At 68.4% G+C, this 24460-nt stretch carries 26 protein-coding genes and 1 tRNA gene; 18 read left to right on the plus strand and 9 right to left on the minus strand.

Annotated features, from left to right (window positions below; all coding sequences use genetic code 11):
* Positions 1 to 48: 48 nt before the first annotated feature.
* A complete protein-coding gene (locus RIN18_RS00090; protein WP_309101897.1) occupies positions 49 to 441 on the plus strand; it encodes a DUF1304 domain-containing protein in 393 nt (130 codons plus the stop codon).
* A 10-nt stretch (positions 442 to 451) separates the two neighbouring features.
* Here the strand turns inward: RIN18_RS00090 and RIN18_RS00095 are convergent, their stop codons facing one another.
* Both RIN18_RS00095 and RIN18_RS00100 read right to left on the minus strand, forming a co-directional pair.
* Positions 452 to 922 (minus strand): DUF6098 family protein, encoded by a 471-nt coding sequence (locus tag RIN18_RS00095; RefSeq protein WP_309101898.1) that lies wholly within the window; start codon positions 920 to 922, stop codon positions 452 to 454.
* A 68-nt stretch (positions 923 to 990) separates the two neighbouring features.
* Positions 991 to 1392 (minus strand): RidA family protein, encoded by a 402-nt coding sequence (locus tag RIN18_RS00100; protein WP_309101899.1) that lies wholly within the window; start codon positions 1390 to 1392, stop codon positions 991 to 993.
* A gap of 191 nt (positions 1393 to 1583) precedes the next feature.
* Between RIN18_RS00100 and RIN18_RS00105 the strand changes: the two genes are divergently transcribed.
* The gene (locus RIN18_RS00105; RefSeq protein WP_309101900.1) at positions 1584 to 3020 is read left to right on the plus strand and encodes a DUF222 domain-containing protein; all 1437 of its coding nucleotides are present in this window, start codon (positions 1584 to 1586) and stop codon (positions 3018 to 3020) included.
* A gap of 86 nt (positions 3021 to 3106) precedes the next feature.
* On the opposite strand, the gene RIN18_RS00110 is transcribed toward RIN18_RS00105, so the two are convergent.
* The 4 genes from RIN18_RS00110 to RIN18_RS00125 all read right to left on the minus strand — a co-directional run bounded on the left by RIN18_RS00110 (position 3107) and on the right by RIN18_RS00125 (position 5668).
* On the minus strand, positions 3107 to 4084 hold the full coding sequence (locus tag RIN18_RS00110; protein WP_309101901.1) for a zinc-binding dehydrogenase: 978 nt from the start codon (positions 4082 to 4084) through the stop codon (positions 3107 to 3109).
* 55 nt (positions 4085 to 4139) lie between these two features.
* Entirely contained in the window at positions 4140 to 4613 is a 474-nt protein-coding gene (locus RIN18_RS00115) for a DUF3253 domain-containing protein (RefSeq protein ID WP_309101902.1), read from the minus strand.
* 165 nt (positions 4614 to 4778) lie between these two features.
* Positions 4779 to 4851: transfer RNA gene (locus RIN18_RS00120), tRNA-Arg, on the minus strand.
* A 16-nt stretch (positions 4852 to 4867) separates the two neighbouring features.
* Positions 4868 to 5668, minus strand: a complete 801-nt coding sequence (locus tag RIN18_RS00125) for an SGNH/GDSL hydrolase family protein (protein WP_309101903.1) — start codon at positions 5666 to 5668, stop codon at positions 4868 to 4870.
* Between the two features lie 70 nt (positions 5669 to 5738).
* On the opposite strand from RIN18_RS00125, the gene argS reads away from it, so the two are divergent.
* The gene (argS, locus tag RIN18_RS00130) at positions 5739 to 7403 is read left to right on the plus strand and encodes an arginine--tRNA ligase (RefSeq protein ID WP_309101904.1); all 1665 of its coding nucleotides are present in this window, start codon (positions 5739 to 5741) and stop codon (positions 7401 to 7403) included.
* Positions 7404 to 7430: 27 nt separating this feature from the next.
* Positions 7431 to 8285, plus strand: a complete 855-nt coding sequence (locus RIN18_RS00135; RefSeq protein ID WP_309101905.1) for an LmeA family phospholipid-binding protein — start codon at positions 7431 to 7433, stop codon at positions 8283 to 8285.
* Between the two features lie 55 nt (positions 8286 to 8340).
* On the opposite strand, the gene RIN18_RS00140 is transcribed toward RIN18_RS00135, so the two are convergent.
* Positions 8341 to 9381: a YhjD/YihY/BrkB family envelope integrity protein gene (locus tag RIN18_RS00140; protein WP_309101906.1), complete on the minus strand. Its 1041-nt coding sequence runs from the start codon at positions 9379 to 9381 to the stop codon at positions 8341 to 8343.
* Positions 9382 to 9529: 148 nt separating this feature from the next.
* Here RIN18_RS00140 and lysA point away from each other — a divergent pair, with 148 nt between their 5' ends.
* The 6 genes from lysA to RIN18_RS00170 all read left to right on the plus strand — a co-directional run bounded on the left by lysA (position 9530) and on the right by RIN18_RS00170 (position 16938).
* Positions 9530 to 10924 carry a diaminopimelate decarboxylase gene (lysA, locus tag RIN18_RS00145; protein ID WP_309101907.1) on the plus strand — a complete coding sequence of 465 codons (1395 nt, stop codon included), beginning with the start codon at positions 9530 to 9532 and terminating at the stop codon, positions 10922 to 10924.
* Positions 10925 to 11018: 94 nt separating this feature from the next.
* Positions 11019 to 12323, plus strand: a complete 1305-nt coding sequence (locus RIN18_RS00150) for a homoserine dehydrogenase (RefSeq protein WP_309101908.1) — start codon at positions 11019 to 11021, stop codon at positions 12321 to 12323.
* Between the two features lie 26 nt (positions 12324 to 12349).
* Positions 12350 to 13303: a homoserine kinase gene (gene thrB, locus RIN18_RS00155; protein WP_309102114.1), complete on the plus strand. Its 954-nt coding sequence runs from the start codon at positions 12350 to 12352 to the stop codon at positions 13301 to 13303.
* Between the two features lie 161 nt (positions 13304 to 13464).
* Positions 13465 to 15408: a transcription termination factor Rho gene (gene rho / locus RIN18_RS00160; RefSeq protein WP_309101909.1), complete on the plus strand. Its 1944-nt coding sequence runs from the start codon at positions 13465 to 13467 to the stop codon at positions 15406 to 15408.
* 7 nt (positions 15409 to 15415) lie between these two features.
* Positions 15416 to 16495 carry a peptide chain release factor 1 gene (prfA, locus tag RIN18_RS00165; RefSeq protein WP_309101910.1) on the plus strand — a complete coding sequence of 360 codons (1080 nt, stop codon included), beginning with the start codon at positions 15416 to 15418 and terminating at the stop codon, positions 16493 to 16495.
* A 32-nt stretch (positions 16496 to 16527) separates the two neighbouring features.
* Positions 16528 to 16938: a hypothetical protein gene (locus RIN18_RS00170; RefSeq protein ID WP_309101911.1), complete on the plus strand. Its 411-nt coding sequence runs from the start codon at positions 16528 to 16530 to the stop codon at positions 16936 to 16938.
* Positions 16939 to 16945: 7 nt separating this feature from the next.
* On the opposite strand, the gene epsC is transcribed toward RIN18_RS00170, so the two are convergent.
* The gene (epsC, locus tag RIN18_RS00175) at positions 16946 to 17515 is read right to left on the minus strand and encodes a serine O-acetyltransferase EpsC (RefSeq protein WP_309101912.1); all 570 of its coding nucleotides are present in this window, start codon (positions 17513 to 17515) and stop codon (positions 16946 to 16948) included.
* 7 nt (positions 17516 to 17522) lie between these two features.
* Positions 17523 to 18461, minus strand: coding sequence for a cysteine synthase A (cysK, locus tag RIN18_RS00180; RefSeq protein ID WP_309101913.1), 939 nt, complete (start codon positions 18459 to 18461; stop codon positions 17523 to 17525).
* A gap of 99 nt (positions 18462 to 18560) precedes the next feature.
* Here cysK and prmC point away from each other — a divergent pair, with 99 nt between their 5' ends.
* The 8 genes from prmC to RIN18_RS00220 all read left to right on the plus strand — a co-directional run bounded on the left by prmC (position 18561) and on the right by RIN18_RS00220 (position 24434).
* Complete coding sequence (gene prmC / locus RIN18_RS00185) at positions 18561 to 19421, plus strand: peptide chain release factor N(5)-glutamine methyltransferase (protein ID WP_309101914.1); 861 nt, start codon at positions 18561 to 18563, stop codon at positions 19419 to 19421.
* Between the two features lie 41 nt (positions 19422 to 19462).
* Positions 19463 to 20161, plus strand: coding sequence for an L-threonylcarbamoyladenylate synthase (locus RIN18_RS00190; protein WP_309101915.1), 699 nt, complete (start codon positions 19463 to 19465; stop codon positions 20159 to 20161).
* Entirely contained in the window at positions 20158 to 21327 is a 1170-nt protein-coding gene (locus RIN18_RS00195; RefSeq protein ID WP_309101916.1) for an MraY family glycosyltransferase, read from the plus strand. The genes RIN18_RS00190 and RIN18_RS00195 overlap by 4 nt, the downstream gene beginning before the upstream one ends.
* The gene (locus tag RIN18_RS00200) at positions 21324 to 21854 is read left to right on the plus strand and encodes a hypothetical protein (RefSeq protein WP_309101917.1); all 531 of its coding nucleotides are present in this window, start codon (positions 21324 to 21326) and stop codon (positions 21852 to 21854) included. Before RIN18_RS00195 ends, RIN18_RS00200 begins: the two co-directional genes overlap by 4 nt.
* Positions 21855 to 21986: 132 nt before the next feature.
* Positions 21987 to 22772, plus strand: coding sequence for a F0F1 ATP synthase subunit A (gene atpB, locus RIN18_RS00205; RefSeq protein ID WP_309101918.1), 786 nt, complete (start codon positions 21987 to 21989; stop codon positions 22770 to 22772).
* Between the two features lie 58 nt (positions 22773 to 22830).
* The gene (atpE, locus tag RIN18_RS00210; protein WP_067198640.1) at positions 22831 to 23067 is read left to right on the plus strand and encodes an ATP synthase F0 subunit C; all 237 of its coding nucleotides are present in this window, start codon (positions 22831 to 22833) and stop codon (positions 23065 to 23067) included.
* Positions 23068 to 23094: 27 nt separating this feature from the next.
* On the plus strand, positions 23095 to 23646 hold the full coding sequence (locus RIN18_RS00215; protein WP_309101919.1) for a F0F1 ATP synthase subunit B: 552 nt from the start codon (positions 23095 to 23097) through the stop codon (positions 23644 to 23646).
* A complete protein-coding gene (locus tag RIN18_RS00220) occupies positions 23646 to 24434 on the plus strand; it encodes a F0F1 ATP synthase subunit delta (protein WP_309101920.1) in 789 nt (262 codons plus the stop codon). The genes RIN18_RS00215 and RIN18_RS00220 overlap by 1 nt, the downstream gene beginning before the upstream one ends.
* The last annotated feature ends 26 nt before the right edge of the window (positions 24435 to 24460 follow it).

The following is a 24460-nucleotide window of genomic DNA, read 5'->3' on the forward strand; positions in this document are numbered from 1 at the left end:
CATCGTGTCGTGTGCCCTGATGTCCGGCGACGGGGGGAGAATCGGCTCATGCTCATCGTCGGACTGATCCTCGCCGCGGCTGCCGCGGCTTTCCATGTCTTCATCTTCGCCCTGGAGTCGCTGAGGTGGACCGAGCCGGAGACGCGGAAGATCTTCGGAGTCGCCAGCGAAGCGGATGCCGTCACGATGAAGCAGCTCGCCTTCAACCAGGGTTTCTACAACCTTTTCCTCGCTCTGACCACACTGCTCGGCATCGCACTGCTCATCTCGGGTCTGGCGACCGTGGGACTCACCCTGGTCTTCGCCGGCACGGGAATGATGACGGCAGCAGCGCTCGTACTGGTGCTGTCGGACCGCACGAAGGCGCGCGCCGCGACGATGCAGGGAGCGTTGCCGGCGCTCGCCGTGGTGGTGACCGCGATCGGCATCGCGGTCGGCTGAGTCGCAGCTCTCAGTCCTCCGGACCCCGACGGGCGTTGAAGTTCTCGGCGTACCGGCGTTCGGCCTCCTCGAGAAGGCGATCGTCGAGACGCGCGACGAACTCGACGTCGCGAAGCAGCGGCTCGCAATCCGGGCCACGACCGGCGTGGGTACCGCGCAACACCCAGGCGAAGCGATCCGGGTTCTTCTCGGCGAGGTGCCGGTACTGGCACAGCTGACGTGCCAGCCAGTCCTCCAACGGCCGGGTCCACCAGCCCTCGGCATCCAGCGGATTGACCGAGAGTCCCGGCAGATCGAGCCCGCTCTCCGTGTCGACGCTGCGCTGCGACGCGTCACTGTCCGGCCCCTCAGAGTACCGGACGTGCAGGCCGGGCTCAGAGCGAACCCGGCGGGCCAGTTCTGTCATGGACGCGATGCGGGCAGGGTCGTCGGTTTCGTTCGCCCGGCGATCGTCGCGTCCGGGGTCTGTCGGTTCGGACATGTCGCGGCTCCCTTCTCCACAGCCAGCTTCTGCCGTTTTCGAGGCGCGAGAAAGGGGCTGGCGCAGGACTACGTCCGTATGATCGCTGCGACGGCGCTCACCTCGATCAGGGCCCCGGGAACCCCGAGGCCCGCGACGAGGGCGGCGGTGACGAGGGGAGGGGCGCCGTCTCGCGCGAGCTTCGATGCGACGGCGCCGTACGCGGCGCGCAGATCGGCATCCTGGTGGATGAGAACGGTCCAGCTGATGACGTCCTCCAGTCCGGCTCCCGCTGTCTCCAGCGCCACGCGAGCATTCTCGACCGCTCGAAGCGACTGTTCCGCCACGTCTGCCGACACGACCGCTCCGGCGCTATCCACGCCGTTCTGGCCGCCGACGTAGATCGTCGTCGCCTCCGGTGGAACCACGGCGACATGACTGAAGGCGGGGCTGACGACCAGGCCTTCCGGTTGCATGAATGCGATCTCCATGTCGGCATCATCGTCTGGGGCTCCGACATCGCGGAAGCGCTGCTGCACGAGGCGGAGAGACGTCCGAGATGCAGCACGTCGCCCCACCCGCGGCGCTGTTCGATCTGGGGTTTCGATGCGACCCGGAAAAGGCTTCTGATCTGGGGGAAGTGGGCGTGGTAATGTCGGTGGCCCGGTGTTGAATTGGACGTATGAACAGCACCGCGGCAGTCCTGGATCGGGTCGTTTCCGACCTGGCAGGGTTGGTCGCTGCGGATGCTGTGGTGGGGCTGTCTGAGGTCGAGAAGGTCGACCTGTTGCAGGCCGCGGGGCAGGCGCAGCGGTTGCTGGATGCGGTGGTCGTCGAGACGGCCGCGTCGGTCGACGGCGGTCCTGGTGTTTCGGGGGTCGACACCTTTCCGGCGCGGTTCGGATGCCGGAACATGAACGAACTGCTCCAGCGAGTGCTGCGGATCGATGCGCCCGGTGCTTCGCGGGTGGTCAAGGCCGCGACCCTGATGCACCGCGAAACGGAACTGACGACGGGGGTGCCGTTGCAGGCCCGGTGGCCGGCGCTGCGGGAAGCACTCCTCGACGGGACGATCGGCATCCCCGGACTATTGGCCGCGACCGGGCCGATCGAGCAGGCCGGGCCGCGGGTCGGTGTGGCGGATCGATTGCGGGCGGATGCGGAGCTGGCGGCGCTCGCTCGCGGATATGAGACGATCGTCGCCGATGTTCCGGCAGCTGAGCCCGCGCCGCCCGCGATGCCTGAAGATCTGCGGGTGCTGGCGCAGGTGATCGTCACCTACCTCGACGAAGACGGTGCCGAGCCGGCGGATGAGCGGGCCCTGCGGGAACGGTTCCTCACCCTCGGACGGGAGCGCAACGGTGTCATCCGCCTTCATGGGGCGCTCCTCCCTGACGCGGCGGGGCAGTTGCAGCGACTCCTCGACGCATTCTGCTCGCCGCGGGTTGACGGGCCTCTCGATCCGGGCGGAGTGGCATTCCGTCCAAGTGACGCCATCGACGACGTCACCGGCCAGCCTGCGTTCATCGACCCGCGCACAGCTGCGCAGAAACGCCACGATGCCCTCGCCGCGGTCCTGATGATCGCCGCCCGCCACGATGACGTCCCCACGTTGGGCGGTGCCGCACCCACCCTGGTGGTGTCCGTGACGGCGGAGGACTTCGCCACCGGGGCCGGGTGGGCGCACGTCGACGGCATCGACACCCCCGTCCCCGTTTCCGTCGCCGCGCACACCGCATGTGCGGGCGGCATCCAACGCGTCCTGTTCGACGCGGACGGGCGGATCGTCAGCCTCGGCACCACCGACCGGATCTTCACCCACCACCAACGCCGCGCCATCGCCCTCCGCGACAAGGAATGCGTCATCCCCGGCTGCCATGTGCGCGCCACCTGGTGCGAGATCCACCACGTCCAAGACCACGCCAAGGGCGGACCCACCCACACCGACAACGGCGTCGCACTGTGCTGGTTCCACCACCGCACCCTCCACACCAGCGGGTGGGAGATCCGCATGAGAGACGGCACACCCCAGATCCGAGGGCCCGCCTGGTGGGACCCCGCGAGACGATGGCGCCACCCGCAGCGCACCCGACAACCAGCACTCGTCAGACGCACCTGACAGCGGATGGCCCGCTTCACGCCGAAGCGCGGCGCGCGGAGCCGTTCATGTGTTGGTGAATGCGGCGCTCGCGCAGAACGCTCACGTCAGAACCGCAACAGCACCTTGCCCACGCGGCCTGCGGTCTTGCTCATGCGAACCGCGTCTGCGACATCCGCGGCATCGAACACCCCCGCGACGGGCAACGTGAGCGTGCCGTCGGACACGCGCTGTATGAGTTCGCTGAACAACTCCGATCGCACCTGCGGGTCGAGTTGCTGAATGATCCTGCTGCCCCAGAACCCCTTGACAGTGGCCTGCTTGAAGATCACATCCGACGACGAGATCTCCATCGTCGGCGCCTTCATCGCGCCGAAGACGACGAGCGTCCCATTCTCCGCGAGGAGCGACAGCACCTCTCCGGCCGACGAACCGCCGACGGAATCCACCCCGGCGAGGATCGGCGCTCCGCCTGTCAGACGCGTCACCGCACCTCGCCAGTCGGCATCGTCGGTGGCGACGACGTGGTCGATGCCCTGCGTGCGGAGCTCATCCACTCCCGCCGAGCGGCGCACGAGCCCGATCACGTTGACACCGCGTACGGCTCCGAGCTGCGCCAGCATCCGTCCGACGGCGCCGTTCGCGGCGTTCTGGATGATCCAGTCGCCCGGGCGCACATCCAGGAAGTGCAGCAGGCTGATCGCACTGAACGGCATCGATACCAGCTGTGCCGCCGTCTCATCCGAGAGGGAATCCGGAACCGGGATGAGGCCGGCAGCACCGGTGACGATGTACTCCGCCCACGCCCCGAACGAGCCGCCGGTGGCGACACGCTGTCCGACGCGGAGGTGATCGACGCCGTCACCGACGGCATCCACGATGCCCAGTGCCTCGGTGCCGGATGCCGCTGGCAGCTCGGGCCTGAAGCCGTACGTACCGCGGATCGTCCAAAGGTCGTGGTTGTGGATGGGGGAGAGGACGACGCGCAACCGCACCTGCCCAGGCCCGGGTGCGGGGATCGGGCGTTCCTCGGGGGTGAGAACGTCTTCGGCCTCTCCGAACGTCGAGTGGATCAATGCGCGCATGGTTCCGTTCCTTCCTTACGATGTGCTTTCGTCGTGTCGCAGCGACGTCGACGAGTCAGAGCGCCGGTCCGCGGGATATGCGTACCGGACCTCGCGCCTCGTCGAGATCGACGACCTTCCCCTTCTGGGTGATCACGACTTCTCCCTCGCGCGCCATGTCCGCAGCCACGCGCCGCACATCCGGCATGCGTCTGCGCCACGACTCGCCCTCCCCGCCCACGATACGAGCGACATCGCTCGGACAGATGGAGGACTCCGAGCGCTTGCGGACGAGCGCATGGATCGCCGCGCGGGATCGCTCGTCGAGCTCCTCGGTCGTCGGGTCTTCCCACCACGGGTGGCCGCGTTCTCCGAGGGCTTGCTTCGCGTCGTCGACACGCTCGCGTGCTCCACTCTCATGATTCTTTACCGCGCGCCTGGCCGACATCAGTTCATCGACGAGCTCCTGACGAAGCTTCGGCGGGATCGTCGGATCGGTCGCACGCCACCGCCGACCGTTCACGACGATGTAGCGGCCATCCGGGGTCATCTCAGGGTCATCCGGTGATCCCGGTGTCGTATCCGCGTCCGCGTCCTCTCGCATGCGCCGAGGGTACGTCGACGATCCGGACGAGCGAAGCGGCTTGACTTCACCAGACGAGGGATACATACGCGAAAAGGGACCGCCCTGACGGGCGATCCCTTTGCGTATCCGTGCCCCCGACAGGAGTCGAACCTGCGACCTACGGTACCGGAAACCGGCGCTCTATCCACTGAGCTACGGAGGCGTACCGATCGACAATATCACTGCTCGGGGGTGGTCTCCGACTCGCCGGCTTCTGTCACCGGAGCACTGGTCAGCTCACTGAGGGCGGCGGCCACCTTCTCGGCGAGGTAACGGTGCCCGTCGGTCGATGGGTGCTTCCGGCCGAGGTCGACATCGATCACGTCGAGGTAGTTCCGCTCGGTGATCCAGTTCTCCGCCACCGGGGAGATGTACCACCAGCCACGGGCCGCGGCGAGGGTGCCGAGATCGGCGTCGATACGGGCCGTTCCCGCGCCGACGGGCAGCTCGTGGGGAGCAGGGCCCAGCACCACGACCTGCGCCTGGGGGTACAGAGCGGTCAGCGCATCCCACGCGGCGGTGACGGCTTCGCGATACCCGGCCGCACCCTGGGCACGGTCGTTGATGGAGCCCTGGATGATGACGAGGTCAGGGTTCAGCGCAGGATCGAGGGCTGCGATGCGCTCGCCGAACGCTGGTCCGTCCAAACCGGGCTTGAGGTAGCCGCTGCCGCGGACGCCGTTGACGACCGTCTCTGCGCCGAGGAGCTCGGCGAGAACGTACGCGTATCCGAGCGTCGGCTCTGTCGCTGCGGCACCGTACGTCCAGGAGTCGCCGAAGACGAGGATGCGTGGGTTCTCAGGCAGCAGGAGCGGGGCCGGAGCGATCGCGGCGGGTTCCTCACCGGCTCCGACCGGCGCGGCAGCGGGCAGGGGAGCCCAGGGCCGGAGCACGCCGACGGCAAGCGCGGCGATCGCAAGAAGCAGAGCGACGACCAGCCCCGAAACGCGCACACGTCGACGGGTTGCGGTCGGGGTCATGGGATGAGAGTAGATCACCGAACGTGCAGCGCAAATTCCGGCGCACTGCGCGCCGTAAACTGAGAGGCCTATGAATCCTGAATCGCTCGCCGCAGCCATCCTCGCCGTCCTCGCCCCGATCGCCGGCGAGCGTCGACCGGATGAGCCCTTCGACGTCACCATCTCCGACGTCGTGCTCGAGCGCCCCCGTAACCGGGAGCACGGAGACTGGGCCTCGAACATCGCCATGCGCCTGGCGAAGCGATTCGGTACCAACCCTCGCGAACTCGCCGAGCAGATCGCATCGGGCCTGGCGGGCATCGCCGGCATCGCGAGCGCGGAGGTCGCCGGGCCCGGTTTCATCAACATCAGACTCGACGCGGCGTCCGCCGGCGCACTCGCGAAGACCATCGTCGAGGCCGGCAGCTCGTACGGCCACAATGACAGTCAGGCCGGGCGGAGCATCAACATCGAGTTCGTCAGCGCGAACCCCACCGGTCCGCTGCACATCGGCCACACTCGCTGGGCGGCGCTGGGCGACGCGATCGCGCGTGTGCTCGCCGCCTCCGGGGCGAAGGTCGCCCGCGAGTACTACATCAATGACGCCGGGGTGCAGATGGAGCGCTTCGCGGCTTCCATCGTCGCGGCAGCCAACGGCCGGCCGACTCCCGAGGGCGGCTATGTCGGCAGCTACATCAACGATCTCGCCGCGCGCATCCTCGAAGAGCGTCCCGAGTTCCTCGAGTTGCCGGCGTTCGAGCAGCTGATCCTCGCCCGAGAGCTGGGCTACGAATATCAGCTCGCCGAGCAGAAGCAATCGCTGGCGAAGTTCAACGTGCACTTCGATGTCTGGTTCTCGGAGCGCACGCTGCAGCAGAAGGATGCCGCGGGCCTCAGCCTCGTGGACCGGGCGGTCGACCGCCTGCGCGAGCAGGGTCATGTCTTCGACGATGCCGACGCGGTGTGGGTGCGCACGACTGATTTCGGAGACGACAAGGACCGCGTCATCCGTCGCTCGAATGGGGAGTACACCTACTTCGCCGCGGACGCTGCCTATTACCTCAACAAGAGCGACCGCGGGTTCGAGCACAAGATCTATCTCCTCGGCGCCGACCACCATGGCTATGTGCACCGCCTCAAGGCGCTCGCCGGTGCTGCCGGGGACGATCCCGAGAAGGACATCGATGTGCTCATCGGGCAGCTCGTCTCCGTCGGCGGCGCCCGACTCAGCAAGCGCGCCGGCAACATCATCGAGATGGACGACCTTCGCGAGTGGCTCGGCACCGACGCACTGCGCTACTCGCTGGAGCGCTCACCGGCGGACTCGCCCCTCGCGCTCGACCCCGAACTGCTGCAGAAGCGCACCAACGACAACCCCGTCTTCTACGTGCAGTACGCACACGCCCGCACCCATAACGTGGGCCGCAACGCCGCCGATTCGGGGGTCGACCGCTCCGAGTTCGCGCCCGAGCTGCTCACGCACGAGACGGAAGCGGCTCTGCTCGGCGCGCTTCAGGAGTTCCCGCGCATCGTGGCATTCGCTGCGGAGGTTCGCGAACCACACCGCGTCGCCCGCTACCTGGAGGAACTCGCGGGGCTCTATCACCGCTGGTACGACAACTGCCGCGTGATCCCGCAGGGTGACGATCCCATCGAGAGCGTGCACCGCACGCGCCTCTGGCTGAATGATGCCGCCGGCCAGGTGTTCCGCAACGGCCTCGACCTGCTCGGCGTCTCGGCGCCAGAGCGCATGTAGCCCCGTACAGTCGGGCAGGGTGGCAGGATGAGCGACGACAACCGGACCATGCCGTATCCGGAGCGGGATGCTGAGCACACGACTCTCGTCATTCCCGGCGCGTCGGATGATCGCGCGACGGATGCCGGGAAGCGGTCGAGACGCCGCCGGTGGCCGTGGGTTCTCCTCACGATCGCTGTGGTGCTCGCGCTCCTCGTCGCCGCGGCCGAGCTCGTCGCACGGACGATGCTGCCGGGCGTCGTCCGTTCCATCGTCGTCGACCAGCTCGATCTGCCTGCCGACCAGCAGCTCGAGGCCGAAGCCGCAGGAATCCTGCTTCCACAGCTCATCGGGGGGACGCTCGACAGCCTCCACCTCTCGACGGATGCGGTGACACTCGAAGGCATCACCGGTGCGGTCGACGTGACGGCGACCGCAGTTCCGCTTCGAGGCGGTGATCTGGGTCCGACGACCGGAACTGTCCGCATCGACGAGGCGCAGTTCACCGCCCTGGTGGATCGCACCGACCTTCCCGTCGACACGGTGTCGTTCGACGCTCCGGATGCGACGGTCTCAGGCTCGATCGAGGTGTTCGGCGCCGCCGTGCCGATCGCCCTGACGGTGACGCCGAGCGCCGATGGGGGCGATCTCGTCCTTCAGCCCGGCAGCCTGTCGCTGGGTGGTGTCGTGCTCGACGCCGCCCGGATGCGAGACGACCTCGGTTCACTGGGGGAGCGACTGACGCAACCGCAGCGGATCTGCGTCGCCGATCAGTTCCCCGCCGGTGTCACGCTCACGGCCCTGCGCATCGAAGGGACCTCGGCTGTCATCGATGTCGCCCTCGACGGCCGCATCGTCACCGACGCCGCACTGCAGGCCAACGGCAGCTGCCCGAACGGCTGAAGTGCGGGGCGGGGTGTGCGCGCACCGATCGATTCCGACTGTTGCGTCCCCGCCGTCAGGACCGCTCCGCGGCCGCGGCATCCTGCGCCTCGCGGAGTTCGGCGGTCGCGAGAGCCACCTCGGCCTCGGCCCGCTGCACCCGTCGCTGCGCCAACGTCGTCGCGCCGTGGCGTGCACGCACCCGGTCGTGCGATTCCTCCTCTCCAGTGACGATGTACGCGCAGGCGACGAGGATCACCTGCGTGGAGAGATTCAGCCAGATCAGCAGCGCCAGCAGCGAGGCGAACGAGGCGAGCAGCGGGTTGCTCGTCGCCCCTCCCACGAAGAGGCTCGACAGCTCCTGCAGCACCAGCAGTCCGACGCCTCCGAGCAGCGCACCCGTCCACAACGAGCGCGCGGACGCGCGGAGCCCGGAGAGCAGACGGAAGACGCTCGCGATCAGGGCCGCATCCAGCGCGAAGACGACGAGCAGTGAGATGAGACGGACAGCCCACGAGGCGACCACTGAGTCGCTCGACATGCCGACGAGGCCGGCCACCCACTCGATGCCGATCCGTCCGACGATGGTGATGAACGCGGCGATGACGAATGAGCCGCCGATACCGATCGCCAGAAGCAGGTTACGCACGACCACCCAGACCCACAGGATGTCGGTCTGAGCGGTGCCTGCCAGCAGCCGTACGGCGGTGCGAAGCGATCCGATCGCGCCGAGGGCCGCACCGATGAGCGCGGCGAGCGAGATCAGGCCGGTGAAGGAGAAGGCCATGGGCTCCTGCAGCTCGGTCGCCCGGATCACCCCGTCCGGGCCGATGAGACCCGGAACCGCCGACTGCACCGCGTCGACGACCGCCTTCCAGGCGACGGGATTGCCCGCGAACCACAGTGCCGCGATGGAGAAGCCGAGCAGCACTCCGGCGAACACGCTGAACAGGGCGCGATAGGTGACGCTGTCGGCGAGCATCGGACCGCGTCGCTCGACGTACAGCAGGACAGCCCGCACCGGCTTGCGCGCGAGCGCCCATCGGATGACGGCTGCCGCTGCTCGCGGGATCAGGCCAGGGGAGGATGGTGCCTGCGTGGGCGATTCAGTGTTCATCGGCACCGAGGGTAGGAGGCGTCTCACGGCCGCCACAGGGGGTTGACGCGGGGCGACACCATGATCGATGCCCGGGTGGCCGTGCCCTAGAATCGGGTCATCCTCGATGTGCCCGTTCCCGCCCGAGATCGTCCCAGATTGGTGCTCCGTGCTTCCCCCTGCCGATACGCTCGCCCCGGACTGGCTGGCCCTGCCCGCCGACGCGAACGACCTCGCCGCCGGTGTCTGGCCGGCCTCAGCCTCCCGCGACGACGACGGCACGCTCGTCCTCGCCGGCATCCGCTCGACCGATCTCGTCGCGACCTACGGCACCCCGCTGCTCGTGATCGATGAGCAGGAGGTGCGCGCGCGCGCCAACTTCCTGCGTTCGGCGTTCGACGCTGCGGCCGCGGCGCACGGCACGGCCGCGCGCGTCTACTACGCAGGTAAGGCCTTCCTCTGCACCGCCGTCGCCCGCTGGGTCGTCGAAGAGGGGCTGGCGGTCGACGTCTGCACTCGGGGGGAGCTCGAAGTCGCGCTCGCCGCCGGCGTCGCGCCTTCCTCGATCGGCTTCCACGGCAACAACAAGTCCGTCTCCGAGCTCGAGCGTGCGGTCGAGGTCGGAGTGGGCACGATCATCGTCGACAGCGCCATCGAGATCGAGCGCCTCGCCGCGATAACGGCGCGCACCGGTGCAGTCCAGCAGGTCCTCGTTCGGGTCATCAGCGGGGTGCACGCCGAAACCCACGAGTTTCTGGCGACGGCGCACGAGGATCAGAAGTTCGGCTTCCCGCTCGGCGAGGCTGCCGAAGCCGTCGCCCGCATCCGTGAGGTCCCCGGGCTCGAATTCCGGGGGCTGCACTGTCACATCGGCTCTCAGATCTTCGGCGTCGCCGGATTCCGCGAGTCCGCATCGCGAGTGCTCGAGCTCCACGCCGCCCTTCTCGGCGACGGTCCGGTGCCACAGCTCAACCTCGGCGGAGGGTTCGGAATCGCCTACACGAGCGCCGACGATCCGACGCCGATCGACGAGCTCGCCACCGGCATCGTCGCTGCCGTGGCTGACGGATGCGCGGCCAGAGGCATCCCGGTCCCGTCGCTGTCGTTCGAGCCCGGACGCGCCGTGATCGGCACCGCCGGGGTGACGCTCTACGAGGTGGGCACGACCAAGGACGTCACCGTCCGATCCGGCGCGACGCGCCGATACGTCAGCGTCGACGGGGGCATGAGCGACAACGCCCGCGCCGCTCTGTACGGCGCGGAGTACTCCGCGCGCCTCGCGTCACGCACCGGCGACGGCGACGCGGTGCTGAGCCGGGTGGTGGGCAAGCACTGCGAATCCGGCGACGTCGTCGTCGATCACGAGTACCTTCCGAGCGACATCGCGCCCGGCGATCTGCTCGCGGTCCCTGCGACCGGCGCTTACTGCGCGCCGCTCGCCAGCAACTACAACCACGTCCCGCGTCCCCCCGTCGTCGCCGTGCGCGACGGCCGCGCGGCAGTGATCGTGCGCGGTGAGAGCGTCGACGACCTGCTGTCGCGGGATGCAGGCGTCGATGCGTAGCGGCCGTCCGCAGCATCCATCGCTACGCGCTCACGCACCCCGATCGACCGACCTCCGAGAAGGAGAACGATGACCCACGTCCGAAGGAGCACCCATGGCTGAGTACCGACGACTTCGAGTGGCACTGCTGGGCGCAGGCGCCGTCGGCTCGCAGGTCGCAGCCCTTCTGCTGCGACACGGCGACGAGCTCGCCGACCGTGCGGGGGCCTCACTGGAACTGGCCGGAATCGCCGTGCGGAACCCCGATGCACCTCGCGACACCGATTTGCCGCAGGAGCTGTTCACGACCGACGCGGAGTCGCTGGTCGTCGGCTCTGACATCGTGATCGAGCTCATCGGCGGCATCGAGCCGGCCCGCACCAGCATCCTGCAGGCGATCGGCTCGGGGGCGGACGTCGTCACCGCGAACAAGGCACTGCTCGCCACTCACGGTCCCGAACTCTTCGAGGCCGCTGACCGGGTCGGCGCGTCCATCTACTACGAGGCCGCCGCCGCCGGCGCGATTCCGATCATCCGCCCCCTGCGCGATTCGCTCGCCGGCGACCGCGTCGTGCGGATCATGGGCATCGTCAACGGCACCACCAACTACATCCTCGATCGGATGGACACGGAGGGCGCCGACTTCGCCGAGGTGCTCGCCGACGCTCAGCGCCTCGGGTATGCCGAGTCCGACCCCACCGCCGACGTCGAGGGATACGACGCGGCGCAGAAGGCCGCGATCCTCGCCAGCCTCGCATTCCACACCGCCGTTCCTCTGGATGCCGTGCACCGCGAGGGCATCTCGTCGATCTCGGCGGCGATGATCGAAGAGGCGCGATCGGCGGGATTCGTCATCAAACTGCTCGCGGTGTGCGAGCGGCTCGAGGCCGACGGCGGGGAATCCATCTCGGTGCGCGTCTATCCCGCGCTGGTTCCCCGGTCGCACCCCCTGGCCACCGTGCACGGTGCGAACAACGCCGTCTTCGTCGAGGCCGAGGCGGCCGGCTCCCTGATGTTCTACGGTGCGGGCGCCGGTGGCGTGCAGACGGCATCGGCCGTGCTGGGCGATGTGGTCTCGGCGGCGCGTCGGCACATCGCCGGCGGCGTCGGGGTCGGGGAGTCCACCAGGGCGAACCTCCCGATCGTGCCGATCGGCCACGTCACCACCCGGTACCAGATCACGCTCGAGGTGGCGGATGCGCCCGGCGTGCTCGCCACGGTCGCCGGGATCCTCAGCGACGGGGGAGTGTCGGTCGCCACCGTGGTGCAGACCGTCGAGGGCGAGGACGAGCCGACCGCGCGCCTGATCATCGGCACGCATCGAGCGGCGGATCAGGCGCTCAGCGAAACCGTCGCCGCGCTCGCCGAGAGCTCCGTGGTGGAACGCGTGGTCTCGGTGCTGCGCGTGGAAGGCGAGTGACGGTGGCAGAGCTCGCCGTCGGCGCCATGGACGGCCCAGCGCGCGGCTGGACAGCGGAGGGGCGCACCGTGGAGGTCCGCGTTCCCGCGACCAGCGCGAACCTCGGACCGGGCTTCGACACGCTGGGACTCGCGCTGAGCGTGTACGACTCTCTCCTGGTCACGGCGCTGCCGGCAGGCGCGCTCGAGATCGAAGTGACCGGTTCCGGTGCCGAAGACATTCCCCGCGACGCCTCCAACCTCATCGTCCGCACGATCGAGCACGTGTACGCCGACGTCGCCCGCCCCATGCCCGGCCTTCGCATCGTGGCCGACAACGGCGTGCCGCACGGCCGCGGCCTCGGCTCGTCGGGAGCGGCGGTTGCTGCGGGCGTGCTGGCGGCCAAGGGCCTTCTGGCCGGCGATGTCGAGATCAGCGACGACGACCTCCTCCGCCTCGCCACCGAGGTCGAAGGGCACCCCGACAACGTCGCGCCCGCCCTGTTCGGTGGCCTGACGATCGCCTGGATGGGCGAGCGCGGCGCGCAGCACAAGAAGCTCCTCGTGCATCGCGGCGTCTCGCCGCTCGTGCTCGTGCCGGCGTACACCATGTCGACGTCGCTCGCCCGGTCACTGCAGCCTCCGCACGTCTCCCGAGAAGACGCGATCTTCAACGTCTCGCGTTCGGCGCTGCTGATCGCAGCGCTCACTCAGAGTCCTGAGCTGCTTCTGGACGCGACGGCGGACCGGCTGCATCAGGATTACCGCGCCGAGGCCATGCCGGAGACGCTGCGCCTCGTGCAGGCTCTGCGCCGCGCCGGCTTCGCAGCGGTGGTCTCCGGCGCAGGTCCGAGCGTGCTGGTCCTGGCCGATGGCCCTGGCCGGCGGCAGGACGCGGTGGAGCTTGCGGCGTCGGTGACGGACACCCCGTGGGAGGCCCTCCTGCTCGCGGTCGACGTGCGTGGTGGTACAGTGGGGGATCGAGCGGAGGGCTCCACGTAACTACGTGAATCTGGCCCCATTGCAATCTGCAAGACCCGCATGTGAAACCCCAAGGCCCCAGTGCTTCGGCTGGCTGACGCTCAGCGTCTGCCCGTGCGATCGCGCGCAGCACCCGTTGTGCGCGTAAACGCTCATTTCCCACGACATATGAGGGAGTACTCGTGGAGAATTTCTCCGAGACCCAGAACGATCAGTCGGCTTCGGTCGCCGAAGCACCGGCGCCGGTGAGTGCCGAGTCGGCGCCGGCCGCCCCTGCTCGCAAGCGCGCGCCGCGTCGCGCGACGTCCGCCACCGCCGCGGCGAAGGCGGAGCAGGCCGCCACCGAGAGCACGCCGTCTTCCGCGGCTGCCAAGGATGCGCCGGTGAAGACCGCCGAGATGGCTCCGGCGAACGAGGCACCGGCGAGCGCCGCATCGTCGGCGGATGCACCGGCGAAGGCCCCGGCCGCCGACAGCGCCGCCGAGGCGGCGCCGAAAGCGAAAGCCCCCCGTCGCAGCCGGGCGAAGAAGGCGGATGCTGACGCGCCCGCACCCGAGACGAGCGACGCCGCCGCTGGACAGGCCGACGCCGCAACCGCCGAGGCGACAGAGCCCGCCGCAGAATCGGCCCCGAAGAGCACTGGTCGGGGTCGCCGCGGAGCGAAGCCGGCAGCCCAGGACACCGCCGCTGAGCCCGCAGCCGAGCAACCTGCCACGACGCCTGCCGAATCCGCGCCCGGCGACGGCGCCGACGGTGAGGGCGGCGACGAGGCCGGCGGCCGTGGCCGTGGCCGCAACCGCAGCCGCAACCGCGGGCGTGGCCAGAACGGGTCGGCACAGGAGCAGCAGCCGGCCCCCGCCGAGAGCGAGCAGTCCGCGAACAGCCGCAACCGTCAGCGCAACAAGCGCCGCGGCGGCGAGCCCACCGACGAGTTCGACACCGAGATCGGAGAGGACGACGTCCTGATCCCGATCGCGGGCATCCTCGATGTCCTCGACAACTATGCCTTCGTGCGCACCACCGGCTACCTCGCCGGTCCCAGCGACGTGTACGTCTCGCTCGGCCAGGTCAAGAAGTACAACCTGCGCAAGGGCGACGCCGTCGTCGGCTCGATCAAGCAGCCGCGCGAGGGCGAGCAGCAGGGGCGCCAGAAGTACAACGCGCTCGTCAAGGTCGACTCGATCAACGGCCTCTCGGTCGACGACGCGGCCACCCGCGTGGAGTTCGGCAAGCTCACCCCGCTGTACCCGCAGGAGCGCCTGCGTCTGGAGACCGCGCCCGAGAAGCTCACGCAGCGCATCATCGATCTGGTCGCCCCGATCGGAAAGGGGCAGCGCGGTCTGATCGTCGCTCCTCCGAAGGCCGGCAAGACGATCGTGCTGCAGCAGATCGCCAACGCCATCGCACAGAACAACCCCGAGGTCCACCTCATGGTCGTGCTCGTCGACGAGCGCCCCGAAGAGGTCACCGACATGGAGCGCACGGTGAAGGGCGAGGTCATCGCCTCGACCTTCGATCGTCCGGCCGAAGATCACACCACGGTCGCCGAACTCGCCATCGAGCGGGCGAAGCGTCTCGTCGAACTGGGTCGCGACGTCGTCGTGCTCCTCGACTCGATCACTCGTCTCGGTCGCGCCTACAACCTCGCAGCTCCCGCCTCGGGCCGCGTGCTCACCGGCGGCGTCGACGCTTCGGCGCTGTACCCGCCGAAGCGCTTCTTCGGCGCCGCGCGCAATATCGAGAACGGCGGATCGCTCACGATCCTCGCCACCGCGCTCGTCGAGACCGGATCCAAGATGGACGAGGTCATCTTCGAGGAGTTCAAGGGCACAGGCAACAGCGAACTGCGCCTGTCTCGCGCTCTCGCCGACAAGCGGATCTTCCCGGCGGTCGACGTCAACGCCTCGAGCACCCGTCGCGAGGAGATGCTGCTGTCGGCCGACGAGGTCAAGATCACCTGGAAGCTGCGTCGTGCCCTCGCGGGACTCGACCAGCAGCAGGCTCTCGAGGTCGTGCTCGGCAAGCTCAAGGAGACCAACTCCAACGTCGAGTTCCTCATCCAGATGCAGAAGTCGATCCCGACACTGCCGTCCGGTGGCCACGGCCACGACAACAACATTCGCTGAGGCCTGCGTGTTCGAGTCCGTCCAGACTCTGATCGACGAGCATCGCCGGGTGCAGGAGGAGCTCTCCGACCCGGCGGTGCACGCCGATGCCGGCCGCGCCAAGCGGGTGAACCGCCGCTACGCGGAGCTGAGCAGGATCGTCGCCGCTCACGAGGCGTGGGTTGCGGCATCCGATGATCTGGATGCGGCTCGCGAGTTCGCCAAGGAGGACGAGGCGTTCGCGGCCGAGGTCCCGGCGCTCGAGGAGAGCCTCGCGACAGCGCAGGAACGCCTGCGTCGCCTGCTCATCCCGCGCGATCCCGACGATGCCCGTGACGTGATCATGGAGATCAAGGCGGGGGAGGGTGGGGCTGAATCGGCCCTTTTCGCCGCTGACCTGCTGCGCATGTACATCCAGTACGCGGCGCACAAAGGGTGGAAGACGGAGCTGCTCGACCGGAACGAATCCGACCTCGGTGGCTACAAGGACGTCCAGATCGCCATCAAGGGCAACTCTTCCGATCCGGCCCAGGGCGTCTGGGCGCACCTCAAGTACGAGGGCGGCGTCCACCGCGTGCAGCGTGTGCCCGCCACCGAGTCGCAGGGACGCATCCACACCTCGACGACCGGGGTGCTGGTCTTCCCCGAGGTCGATGAACCCGACGAGATCGAGATCAATCAGAACGATCTCAAGATCGACGTGTTCCGTTCTTCCGGCCCCGGCGGCCAGTCCGTGAACACCACCGACTCGGCCGTCCGCATCACGCACGTGCCGACCGGCATCGTCGTGTCGATGCAGAACGAGAAGTCTCAGCTGCAGAACCGTGAGGCGGGCATGCGGGTGCTCCGCGCTCGCCTCCTGGCCAGGCAGCAGGAGGAGCTCGACGCCGCGGCATCCGACGCCCGCCGCTCGCAGATCCGCGGCATGGATCGGTCAGAGCGCATCCGGACCTACAACTTCCCCGAGAACCGCATCGCCGACCACCGCACGGGATTCAAGGCCTACAACCTCGACCAGGTGATGGACGGCGCGCTCGACCCGATCATCGAAAGCGCCATCAGCGCCGACGAAGAAGCGCGACTCGCCGCCCTCGGCTCGGACTCCTGACCCGACCTCGCGCCGAGGGCTATGCTCGGCGCGTGATCACGTTCCTGCTTCGAGCGTTCATCTTCCTCGCGTCTGCCGCGCTCGGCCTGGTCGTCGCGGACCTCGTGCTCGACGGGTTCCGGATCCAGTGGTCCCGGTGGTGGGGGTTCGTCGTCTGCATCGTGATCTTCGCGATCCTGCAGAGCGCCGTGACGCCACTGATCAGCCGGCTCGCGGATCGCTACGCACCGGTCCTGCTCGGCGGTATCGGGATCTTCTCGACGCTGATCGCTCTCGTCATCGTCGTCCTGTTGCCCATCGGCGGGCTGCGAATCGTCGATGCCGCGGGGTGGATCTTCGGTTCGGTGATCGTCTGGCTCGTGACGGCCCTGGCCACGGTGCTGCTGCAGATGATCTTCCTCAAGAGGAAGGCGCGCGGCGCGAGCGGAGACCGGTCGCGGTGACCGATGCTCAGATCGCGTAGTCGGGCGCGGTGAGAACAGCGCGGGTGTCTTCGCCGGGGACCCGCGGGCGGGGCCTTGCAGGAACACCGACCAGGATGCTGTCGGCGGGCGCATCCTTCGTGACCACCGCGTTCGCCCCGATGACGGAGCCTGCGCCGATGGTGACCGGACCCAGGATCTTCGCCCCCGCACCGACGGCGACGCGGTCGCCCAGTGTGGGGTGGCGCTTTCCCGAGTCCCGCGTGCGTCCGCCCAGGGTCACCCCGTGGTAGAGCATCGCGTCATCGCCGATCTCCGACGTCTCGCCGATGACGACGCCCATGCCGTGATCGATGAAGAACCGCCGCCCGATCCGGGCGCCGGGATGGATCTCGATCCCGGTCAGCAAGCGGGTGAGTTGCGACCCGGCGCGTGCGAGCAGCCGGATGCGGCGCCGCCACAGCGCATGCCACAGCCGGTGTGCCCAGATCGCGTGCAGCCCGGGGTACAGCAGCGCCACCTCGACCGCGCTTCGAGCTGCGGGATCCCGCAGTCGAGCGGCGGCGATGTCCTCGCGCATTCGGCCGATCAGGCCCATGTCCGGCTCAATCCTCGCGCAGGTCCTCGAACAGCGCCGTGGAGATGTACCGCTCGCCCGTGTCGGGAACGACCACGACGATGGTCTTGCCCGCGTTCTCCGGCCGCGCTGCCACCTGCAGTGCCGCCCAGACAGCCGCACCGGACGACATCCCGACCAGGAGCCCCTCTTTGGCGGCCAGTTCACGCGCGACACGGAGGGAGTCGTCGAACTCGACGGTGACGACCTCGTCGATCACCTCTCGGTCGAGTACGGCGGGGACGAAGTTCGGACCGATGCCCTGGATCTTGTGCGGGCCCGGGCGTCCTTCCGAGAGCACAGGAGAATCCTTGGGTTCGACGGCGATGACCTGAACCCCGGGCTTCACCGCCTTCAGCGCCTGACCGGTGCCGGTGACGGTTCCGCCGGTGCCGACTCCCGCGACCAGGATGTCGACGGCGCCGTCGGTGTCGCGGAGGATCTCCTGCGCGGTGGTCTCGCGATGGATGCGCGGGTTCGCCTCGTTCTCGAACTGGCGGATCCAGATCGCGCCCGGCGTCTCCGCCACGATGCGCTTGGTCTCCTCGATGGCGCCGCTCATGCCCTTGGTCGGGTCGGTGAGCACGATCTCCGCTCCGAAGGCCTTCAGCAGCACCCGCCGCTCCTTCGACATCGAGGCCGGCATCGTGAGGATCACCTTGTAGCCTCGCGCGGCGCCGACCATGGCGAGTGCGATGCCGGTGTTGCCGCTCGTCGACTCGACGATGGTGCCGCCGGGCCCCAGTTCTCCGGATTCCTCAGCCGCGTTGATCATCGCGATGCCGATGCGGTCCTTCACGCTCGACGCCGGGTTGTAGAACTCCAGCTTCGCGAGCACGGTCGCATCCACGCCCTCGGTCACCCGGTTGAGGCGGACCAGGGGAGTGTTGCCGAAGGCGGTGGTGATGTCGGAGTGGATGCCGGGCATGAGGAGCCTTTCCTGAACGGGACACTGCGGCAACAGCCTATGCGAGGCCGCCTGAAGGACTGCCAATATGACGCCCCGCGGCGCTCTACGCTGGAACCCATGCCCAAGATCACACTCGCCGCCCTGGTGCGCACGGTCGCGCAGCGTCTCGCGGAAGCAGGGGTGCCCGATCCGCTCGTCGACGCGGAGCTGCTGGCCGCTCACGTGCTCGAGCGCCGTCGTGGTGAGGTGCAGGCGGCGATCGTCCGCGGCGATGCCGTCGGGGAGGCGACGGTCGCTGCGATGGAGGCCTTGGCCGCCCGACGTGAGCGACGCGAGCCGCTGCAGCATCTGACCGGGGTGGCACCCTTCCGCCATCTCGAGCTCAGCGTCGGACCGGGCGTGTTCGTTCCGCGTCCGGAGACGGAGATGGTCGCCCAGTATGCCATCGACGCGCTGCTGAACGCAGCGGAACCGGATCCCATAGGCATCGATCTGGGGACGGGCAGCGGGGCCATCGCGCTGGCGATGGCGACCGAGGTGCCGCACGCGAGGATCTTCGCCGCCGAGGTCTCGGCCGATGCCCACGCATGGGCATCGCGTAACACCGCGGGGGTCGACAACTTGACGCTCGTGCTCGCCGATCTTGCCGAGGCATTCCCGGAGCTCGAGGGATCCGCCACCGTGGTCATCTCCAATCCGCCCTACGTGCCAGACGCCGCCATCCCACGGGACCCCGAAGTGCGGCTGTTCGATCCTGCTCTCGCACTGTACGGGGGCGCGGACGGGCTCGATCTGGTGCGGGTTCTCAGCGGTCGCGCCCGCCGCCTGCTGAAGCAGGGCGGGCTCCTCGTCATCGAGCACGGCGAGTTGCAGGGACAGGCGATCCGCGACATCCTGGCCGCCGACGGCTGGCGGGCGGCGGCGACGCATCACGACCTCACCCATCGCGACAGGGCGACCACTGCCCTGAACGGGTGACCGTCGTCCGCGATCAGTCCGCCACGTACAATCGAATGGTCATGTCCTCCATCTTCGACTGCACCGACGAGGCGCAGCTGCTCGCCGGCATGCGCCACGCGCGCCAGGCGATCGGTCGCGGCGAACTCATCGTCCTGCCCACGGACACCGTCTACGGTGTCGGTGCCGACGCCTTCTCTCCGAAGGCCGTGCAGCGCCTGCTCGATGCCAAGGGGCGCGGCAGGGACCAGCCTCCCCCCGTGCTCATCGGGACGAAGGAGACGCTGGAGGCACTCGTCGAAGAGGTTCCCCAGCCTGTCCGAGATCTCGTCGAGGCGTTCTGGCCGGGCGGGCTGACCATCGTGCTTCCCGCGCGACCGTCGCTGGCGTGGGACCTCGGCGAGACGCTCGGTACGGTCGCGGTCCGGATGCCCGAGGGCCGGGTCGCGCTCGAACTGCTCGCCGAGACGGGTCCGCTGGCGGTCTCCAGCGCGAATCTCACCGGCAGGGCCGCAGCGATCTCGGCGTTCGACGCCGAACGGATGCTGGGCGACAGTGTCGCGGTGTATCTCGCCGACGGTCTGAGCAAGAACGGGATCGCGTCGACCATCGTGGACGCCACCTCTCTCGTCCGCCGTGGACCGGACGGTGAGTCCGGTCGCGTGCGTGTGCTCCGTGAGGGTGCGATCACCCGCGATCAGCTGCATGAGGTGCTGGGCGACCTGCTCGAACCGGTTCCGGCCGCGGACGAGGCTTCGTGAAGCAGTACCTTTTCACCATCATCCTGACGGCCACGATCACGTTCGTGCTGACCTGGGCGGTGTGGCGGCTGAGCCTGCGCTTCAAGCTCTACCCAGGGATCCGCGAACGTGACGTGCACACGACGCCCACTCCGCGGCTCGGCGGCATCGCCATCTTCCTCGGCATCGCCGCTGCGATCGGCGTCTCGGCGGCGAATCCGTTCTTCGAGACGATCTGGGTTCGGCCGCAGACCATGTGGGCGATCCTCGGAGCCTCGTTGCTCATCGCTGTCATCGGCGTCATCGACGATCTGTGGGACCTGGACTGGATGATCAAGCTCGGAGCGCAGTTCCTCGCTGCCGGCGTCATCACCGTCGGAGGCGGCCTGCAGATCCTCTCGCTGCCCTTCGGCGACATCATCGTGTTCTCCAGCTGGTTCAGCATCACGATGACGATGTTCGCGATCGTGATCGTGATGAACGCGGTGAATTTCATCGACGGCCTCGACGGCCTCGTCGCCGGTGTCTGCCTGATCTCGAACGGCGTGTTCTTCGCCTACTCGTACATCCTCACCCGCGACACTGGGCAGTCGAGCTACTTCAACCTGGCCTCCTTCCTCGCTGCAGTCCTGATCGGCGCATGCTTGGGCTTCCTTCCCCTGAACTGGAGCCCGGCGAAGCTCTTCATGGGCGACTCAGGGGCACTGGTGATCGGCCTGCTGATGGCGACGTCGGCGATCGCCCTCACCGGGCAGCTGGACCCGTCGGCGCTCGACCCCGAGCAGATCGGGCGCTCGCAGCTTCTCGGAGCCTTCATCCCGATCCTCCTGCCGGTCCTCGTGGTGCTGCTGCCGCTGCTGGACTTCGGCCTCGCGGTGCTGCGCCGGATGAGCGCGGGCAGATCGCCGTTCTCGCCCGATCGCAAGCACCTGCATCATCGGATGCTCGACCTCGGTCATCGTGACCGCGACGCCGTACTCATCTTCTACGCGTGGGCCGCCGTGCTCTCGTTGGCGGTGCTGCTCATGTACGTCGGCGCCCGCGAGGACTGGCCCGGGCAGTATCTGCCGGGCGTGGCCTTCGGCGTGGTCGGCATCGCCGCCTGCCTCGTCATCACTCTGCCCTCTCGCCGCACGAAGCGTGCGGTCTCCGCTGAGCCCGATCCGACACCCCTGGAGTCCCGATGAGCCCGAGCCCCGTGTCCAGCACGCCGATCCTGCGCCGCACCCTGATCTGGTCGGGGGTCGCGACCGTCGGGCTCGCCGTCGTCGCCGGGGCGCTCGGCTTCCTGTTCGCCCACGTGCCCGGCCTCGTCAGCGGTCTGCTCGGGGTGCTGCTGGCCGCACTCTTCCTCGCGATCACGGCGATCAGCATCCTCGTCGCGAACCGCTGGTACGGCGACCCGCTGTACGTGCAGCTGTTCTTCGCCATCGTCCTCGGGGGGTGGCTGCTGAAGCTCGGCGTCTTCGTCGTGGTGATGATCGTGCTCAGCGGTGCGCCATGGATCCACCCGATGACGTTCTTCCTCTCGATCGTGGCTGGCGTGATGATGTCGCTGGCGATCGATGTGCTCGTGCTGACGCGGATGCGACTGCCCCATGTCAGCGACACGTCTCTGCCCACCGAGGTGCCGGAAGACGTCGCCCCGGGGGTGCGAAAGGGCGCGCCAGCACCGGCTCCGACGGGGGACGAGCCGGATTCGAGCACCCGCTGATTCTGATAGGGTTGAACCGTGCCCGCCGCTCGCCCGCGAGCGCTTGCGCTGTGAAGCACACCGACCGTCGTCGCCCCGGTTCTGACCGGTGCCCCGAAGCTGGAGCCCGCGCTGTTTAATCTTGCTGCGACCTTGACCCCACGACTGGCCTCCGACGGCGAGTTCCACGGGCCCTCGATCAACGAGTTCTTCCCGGAGATCCTCTTCCACGTCGCGGGCATCCCGGTGCATCGCATCCACCTGGTGCAGCTTCTCTCCGTCATCGCTGTCGTGCTCATCCTGTGGCTCGGGACACGTCGCATGAAGGTCGTGCCTGGCCGCTTCCAAAGCCTGGTCGAGATGGGCCTCGGGTTCGTCCGCGGCGGCATCGCGCACGACCTGCTCGGCCGCAAGGACGGCGACCGGTTCCTGCCGATCCTCACCACCATCTTCTTCATGGTGCTGTTCATGAACATCACGGGCATCATCCCGTTCCTGAACATCGCCGGAACCAGCATCGCAGCGGTTCCGCTGCTCCTCGCCGTCATCAGCTATGTCACGTTCATCTACGCCGGTATCCGCCGCCACGGCTTCCGCTTCTTCAAGAACGCGCTGATGCCGCAGGGCGTGCCCGGCTTCGCACTGCCGATCGTGGCGGTCATCGAGCTGGTGTCGACGTTCATCCTGCGGCCGGTTACCCTGATGCTGCGACTGTTGATGAACATGGTCGTCGGCCACATGCTGCTGGTGCTGTGCTTCGCAGCCACCCAGTTCTTCTTCTTCACCGCGGGCGGCGGCTGGGCAGCCCTCGGTGTCGGAACCCTCGCCTTCGGCGGCGCCTTCACCCTCTTCGAGATTCTGGTCGCCGTCCTCCAGGCATACGTCTTCACCGTCCTCACCGCGGTCTACATCCAGCTCGCGGTCGCAGAAGAGCACTGAGCCTCTCCAGGCACTGAGCGGGCGGCCCAGGCCACCCACCCAACGAAAGGAAAACCCCGTGGACGCAACTACGGTTCTCGCAGACATCAACGGTCACCTCGCAGCGGTCGGCTACGGCCTCGCAGCGATCGGTCCGGCCATCGGTGTGGGCATCGTCGTCGGCAAGACCATCGAGGGCGTCGCCCGTCAGCCCGAGCTGGCCGGTCGCCTCCAGGTCCTCATGTGGATCGGTATCGCCTTCACCGAGGCACTTGCATTCGTCGGCATCGCCGTCGGATTCATCCCCTTCCCGTAATCCGCACCGACTTCTGAAGGAGACAGGATGCTGAACGCTCTTGTCACGAACCTCGCGGCGGAGGAGACACCCAATCCGCTCATCCCCGCGTGGTACGACATCATCTGGTCGGGCCTGTGGTTCCTCGTCATCCTCGTCGTCGTCTGGAAGGTCGCCCTTCCGAAGCTGACGGCGATGCTCGACGAGCGCTCCGCCGCCATCGAGGGCAACATCGCCAAGGCCGACGAGGCGCAGAAGCAGGCGGAGGCGGCGCTCGAAGAGTACACGCGTCAGCTCGCTGAGGCGCGCACCGAGGCCGGCGAGATCCGCGAGGCCGCCCGCGAGGACGGCAAGAAGATCGTCGCCGAGGCGAAGGAGACGGCGGCCGCAGAGGCTGCTCGTATCACCGCGACCGCGCACACGCAGATCGAGGCCGAGCGGCAGACCGCTCTCGTCTCGCTGCGGTCCGAGGTGGGCTCTCTCGCCATCGACCTCGCCGGTGGCGTCGTGGGGGAGACCCTCTCCGACGACGCACGTGCGACGGCCGTCGTCGACCGGTTCCTCGCCGACCTCGAAGCATCCGAGAAGGCGGCTCAGTAATGGGCAGCGCGACCACTCAGGCACTCGCGGCGTCCGTCCAGGCGCTCGCCGAGGCGTCCGGCGTCACGCTCGACACCGCGCGGGAGCTCTTCGCCGCCGCACGTGCCGTGGGCGGGTCGTCCCACCTGAGCGGCGCGCTTGCTGACCCCTCGGCTCCGGCCGAGGCGCGGCGGAACGTCGTCGGAGCCGTGTTCGGGGAATTCTCCGCACTCACCAGAGACGTCCTCAAGGTGGCTGTGGCCGAGCGCTGGTCGAACGCCGACCAGCTCATCGACGGTATCGAGGAGCTCGCGATCCGCGCGGCCGCGCTTTCCGACGCGAACGCCGACATCGAGGGCGAGCTGTTCGCCTTCTCCCGCGTGATAGCGGCGAACTCCGAACTCGAGCTGGCCCTCGGCAGCAGGCTCGGCGGCGAGGATGCCAAGGGCGAACTCGTCGAGCGTCTGCTCGCGGGCGGTGCCAGCACGCAGGCGACCCTGGTCGTTTCCTCGCTCGTGCGTCAGCCCCGAGAGCGCCGCATCCGTCAGTTGCTGAACCGGGCGATGAACATCGTCTCCAGCCAGCGCGGGCGCGTCGTCGCCACCGTCTACAGCGCCAAGGCGCTCACCGATGCTCAGCAGAATCGTCTGAGCGACGCTCTCTCGCGTCGCTACGACGGCCGGGTGTCGCTCAACGTCGTCATCGACCCGACCGTGGTCGGAGGTCTGCGCGTGCAGATCGCCGATGATGTCATCGACGGCAGCATCGCAGCACGTCTCGCCGATCTTCGACAGAAGCTCGCGGGCTAACACGATTTTCGCGCGGGGAACCGCGC

The sequence above is a fragment of the Microbacterium sp. genome (assembly GCF_031179285.1).
Lineage (GTDB): Bacteria > Actinomycetota > Actinomycetes > Actinomycetales > Microbacteriaceae > Microbacterium.

What these genes read in the sequence shown, in the direction of transcription:
- RIN18_RS00090 (WP_309101897.1), top strand. Translation starts at nt 49, where the DNA reads ATGCTCATCGTCGGACTGATCCTCGCCGCGGCTGCCGCGGCTTTCCAT.
- RIN18_RS00095 (WP_309101898.1), bottom strand. Translation starts at nt 922, where the DNA reads ATGTCCGAACCGACAGACCCCGGACGCGACGATCGCCGGGCGAACGAA.
- RIN18_RS00100 (WP_309101899.1), bottom strand. Translation starts at nt 1,392, where the DNA reads ATGGAGATCGCATTCATGCAACCGGAAGGCCTGGTCGTCAGCCCCGCC.
- RIN18_RS00105 (WP_309101900.1), top strand. Translation starts at nt 1,584, where the DNA reads ATGAACAGCACCGCGGCAGTCCTGGATCGGGTCGTTTCCGACCTGGCA.
- RIN18_RS00110 (WP_309101901.1), bottom strand. Translation starts at nt 4,084, where the DNA reads ATGCGCGCATTGATCCACTCGACGTTCGGAGAGGCCGAAGACGTTCTC.
- RIN18_RS00115 (WP_309101902.1), bottom strand. Translation starts at nt 4,613, where the DNA reads ATGACCCCGGATGGCCGCTACATCGTCGTGAACGGTCGGCGGTGGCGT.
- RIN18_RS00125 (WP_309101903.1), bottom strand. Translation starts at nt 5,668, where the DNA reads ATGACCCCGACCGCAACCCGTCGACGTGTGCGCGTTTCGGGGCTGGTC.
- argS (WP_309101904.1), top strand. Translation starts at nt 5,739, where the DNA reads ATGAATCCTGAATCGCTCGCCGCAGCCATCCTCGCCGTCCTCGCCCCG.
- RIN18_RS00135 (WP_309101905.1), top strand. Translation starts at nt 7,431, where the DNA reads ATGAGCGACGACAACCGGACCATGCCGTATCCGGAGCGGGATGCTGAG.
- RIN18_RS00140 (WP_309101906.1), bottom strand. Translation starts at nt 9,381, where the DNA reads ATGAACACTGAATCGCCCACGCAGGCACCATCCTCCCCTGGCCTGATC.
- RIN18_RS00150 (WP_309101908.1), top strand. Translation starts at nt 11,019, where the DNA reads ATGGCTGAGTACCGACGACTTCGAGTGGCACTGCTGGGCGCAGGCGCC.
- thrB (WP_309102114.1), top strand. Translation starts at nt 12,350, where the DNA reads ATGGACGGCCCAGCGCGCGGCTGGACAGCGGAGGGGCGCACCGTGGAG.
- epsC (WP_309101912.1), bottom strand. Translation starts at nt 17,515, where the DNA reads ATGGGCCTGATCGGCCGAATGCGCGAGGACATCGCCGCCGCTCGACTG.
- cysK (WP_309101913.1), bottom strand. Translation starts at nt 18,461, where the DNA reads ATGCCCGGCATCCACTCCGACATCACCACCGCCTTCGGCAACACTCCC.
- prmC (WP_309101914.1), top strand. Translation starts at nt 18,561, where the DNA reads ATGCCCAAGATCACACTCGCCGCCCTGGTGCGCACGGTCGCGCAGCGT.
- RIN18_RS00190 (WP_309101915.1), top strand. Translation starts at nt 19,463, where the DNA reads ATGTCCTCCATCTTCGACTGCACCGACGAGGCGCAGCTGCTCGCCGGC.
- RIN18_RS00200 (WP_309101917.1), top strand. Translation starts at nt 21,324, where the DNA reads ATGAGCCCGAGCCCCGTGTCCAGCACGCCGATCCTGCGCCGCACCCTG.
- RIN18_RS00215 (WP_309101919.1), top strand. Translation starts at nt 23,095, where the DNA reads ATGCTGAACGCTCTTGTCACGAACCTCGCGGCGGAGGAGACACCCAAT.
- RIN18_RS00220 (WP_309101920.1), top strand. Translation starts at nt 23,646, where the DNA reads ATGGGCAGCGCGACCACTCAGGCACTCGCGGCGTCCGTCCAGGCGCTC.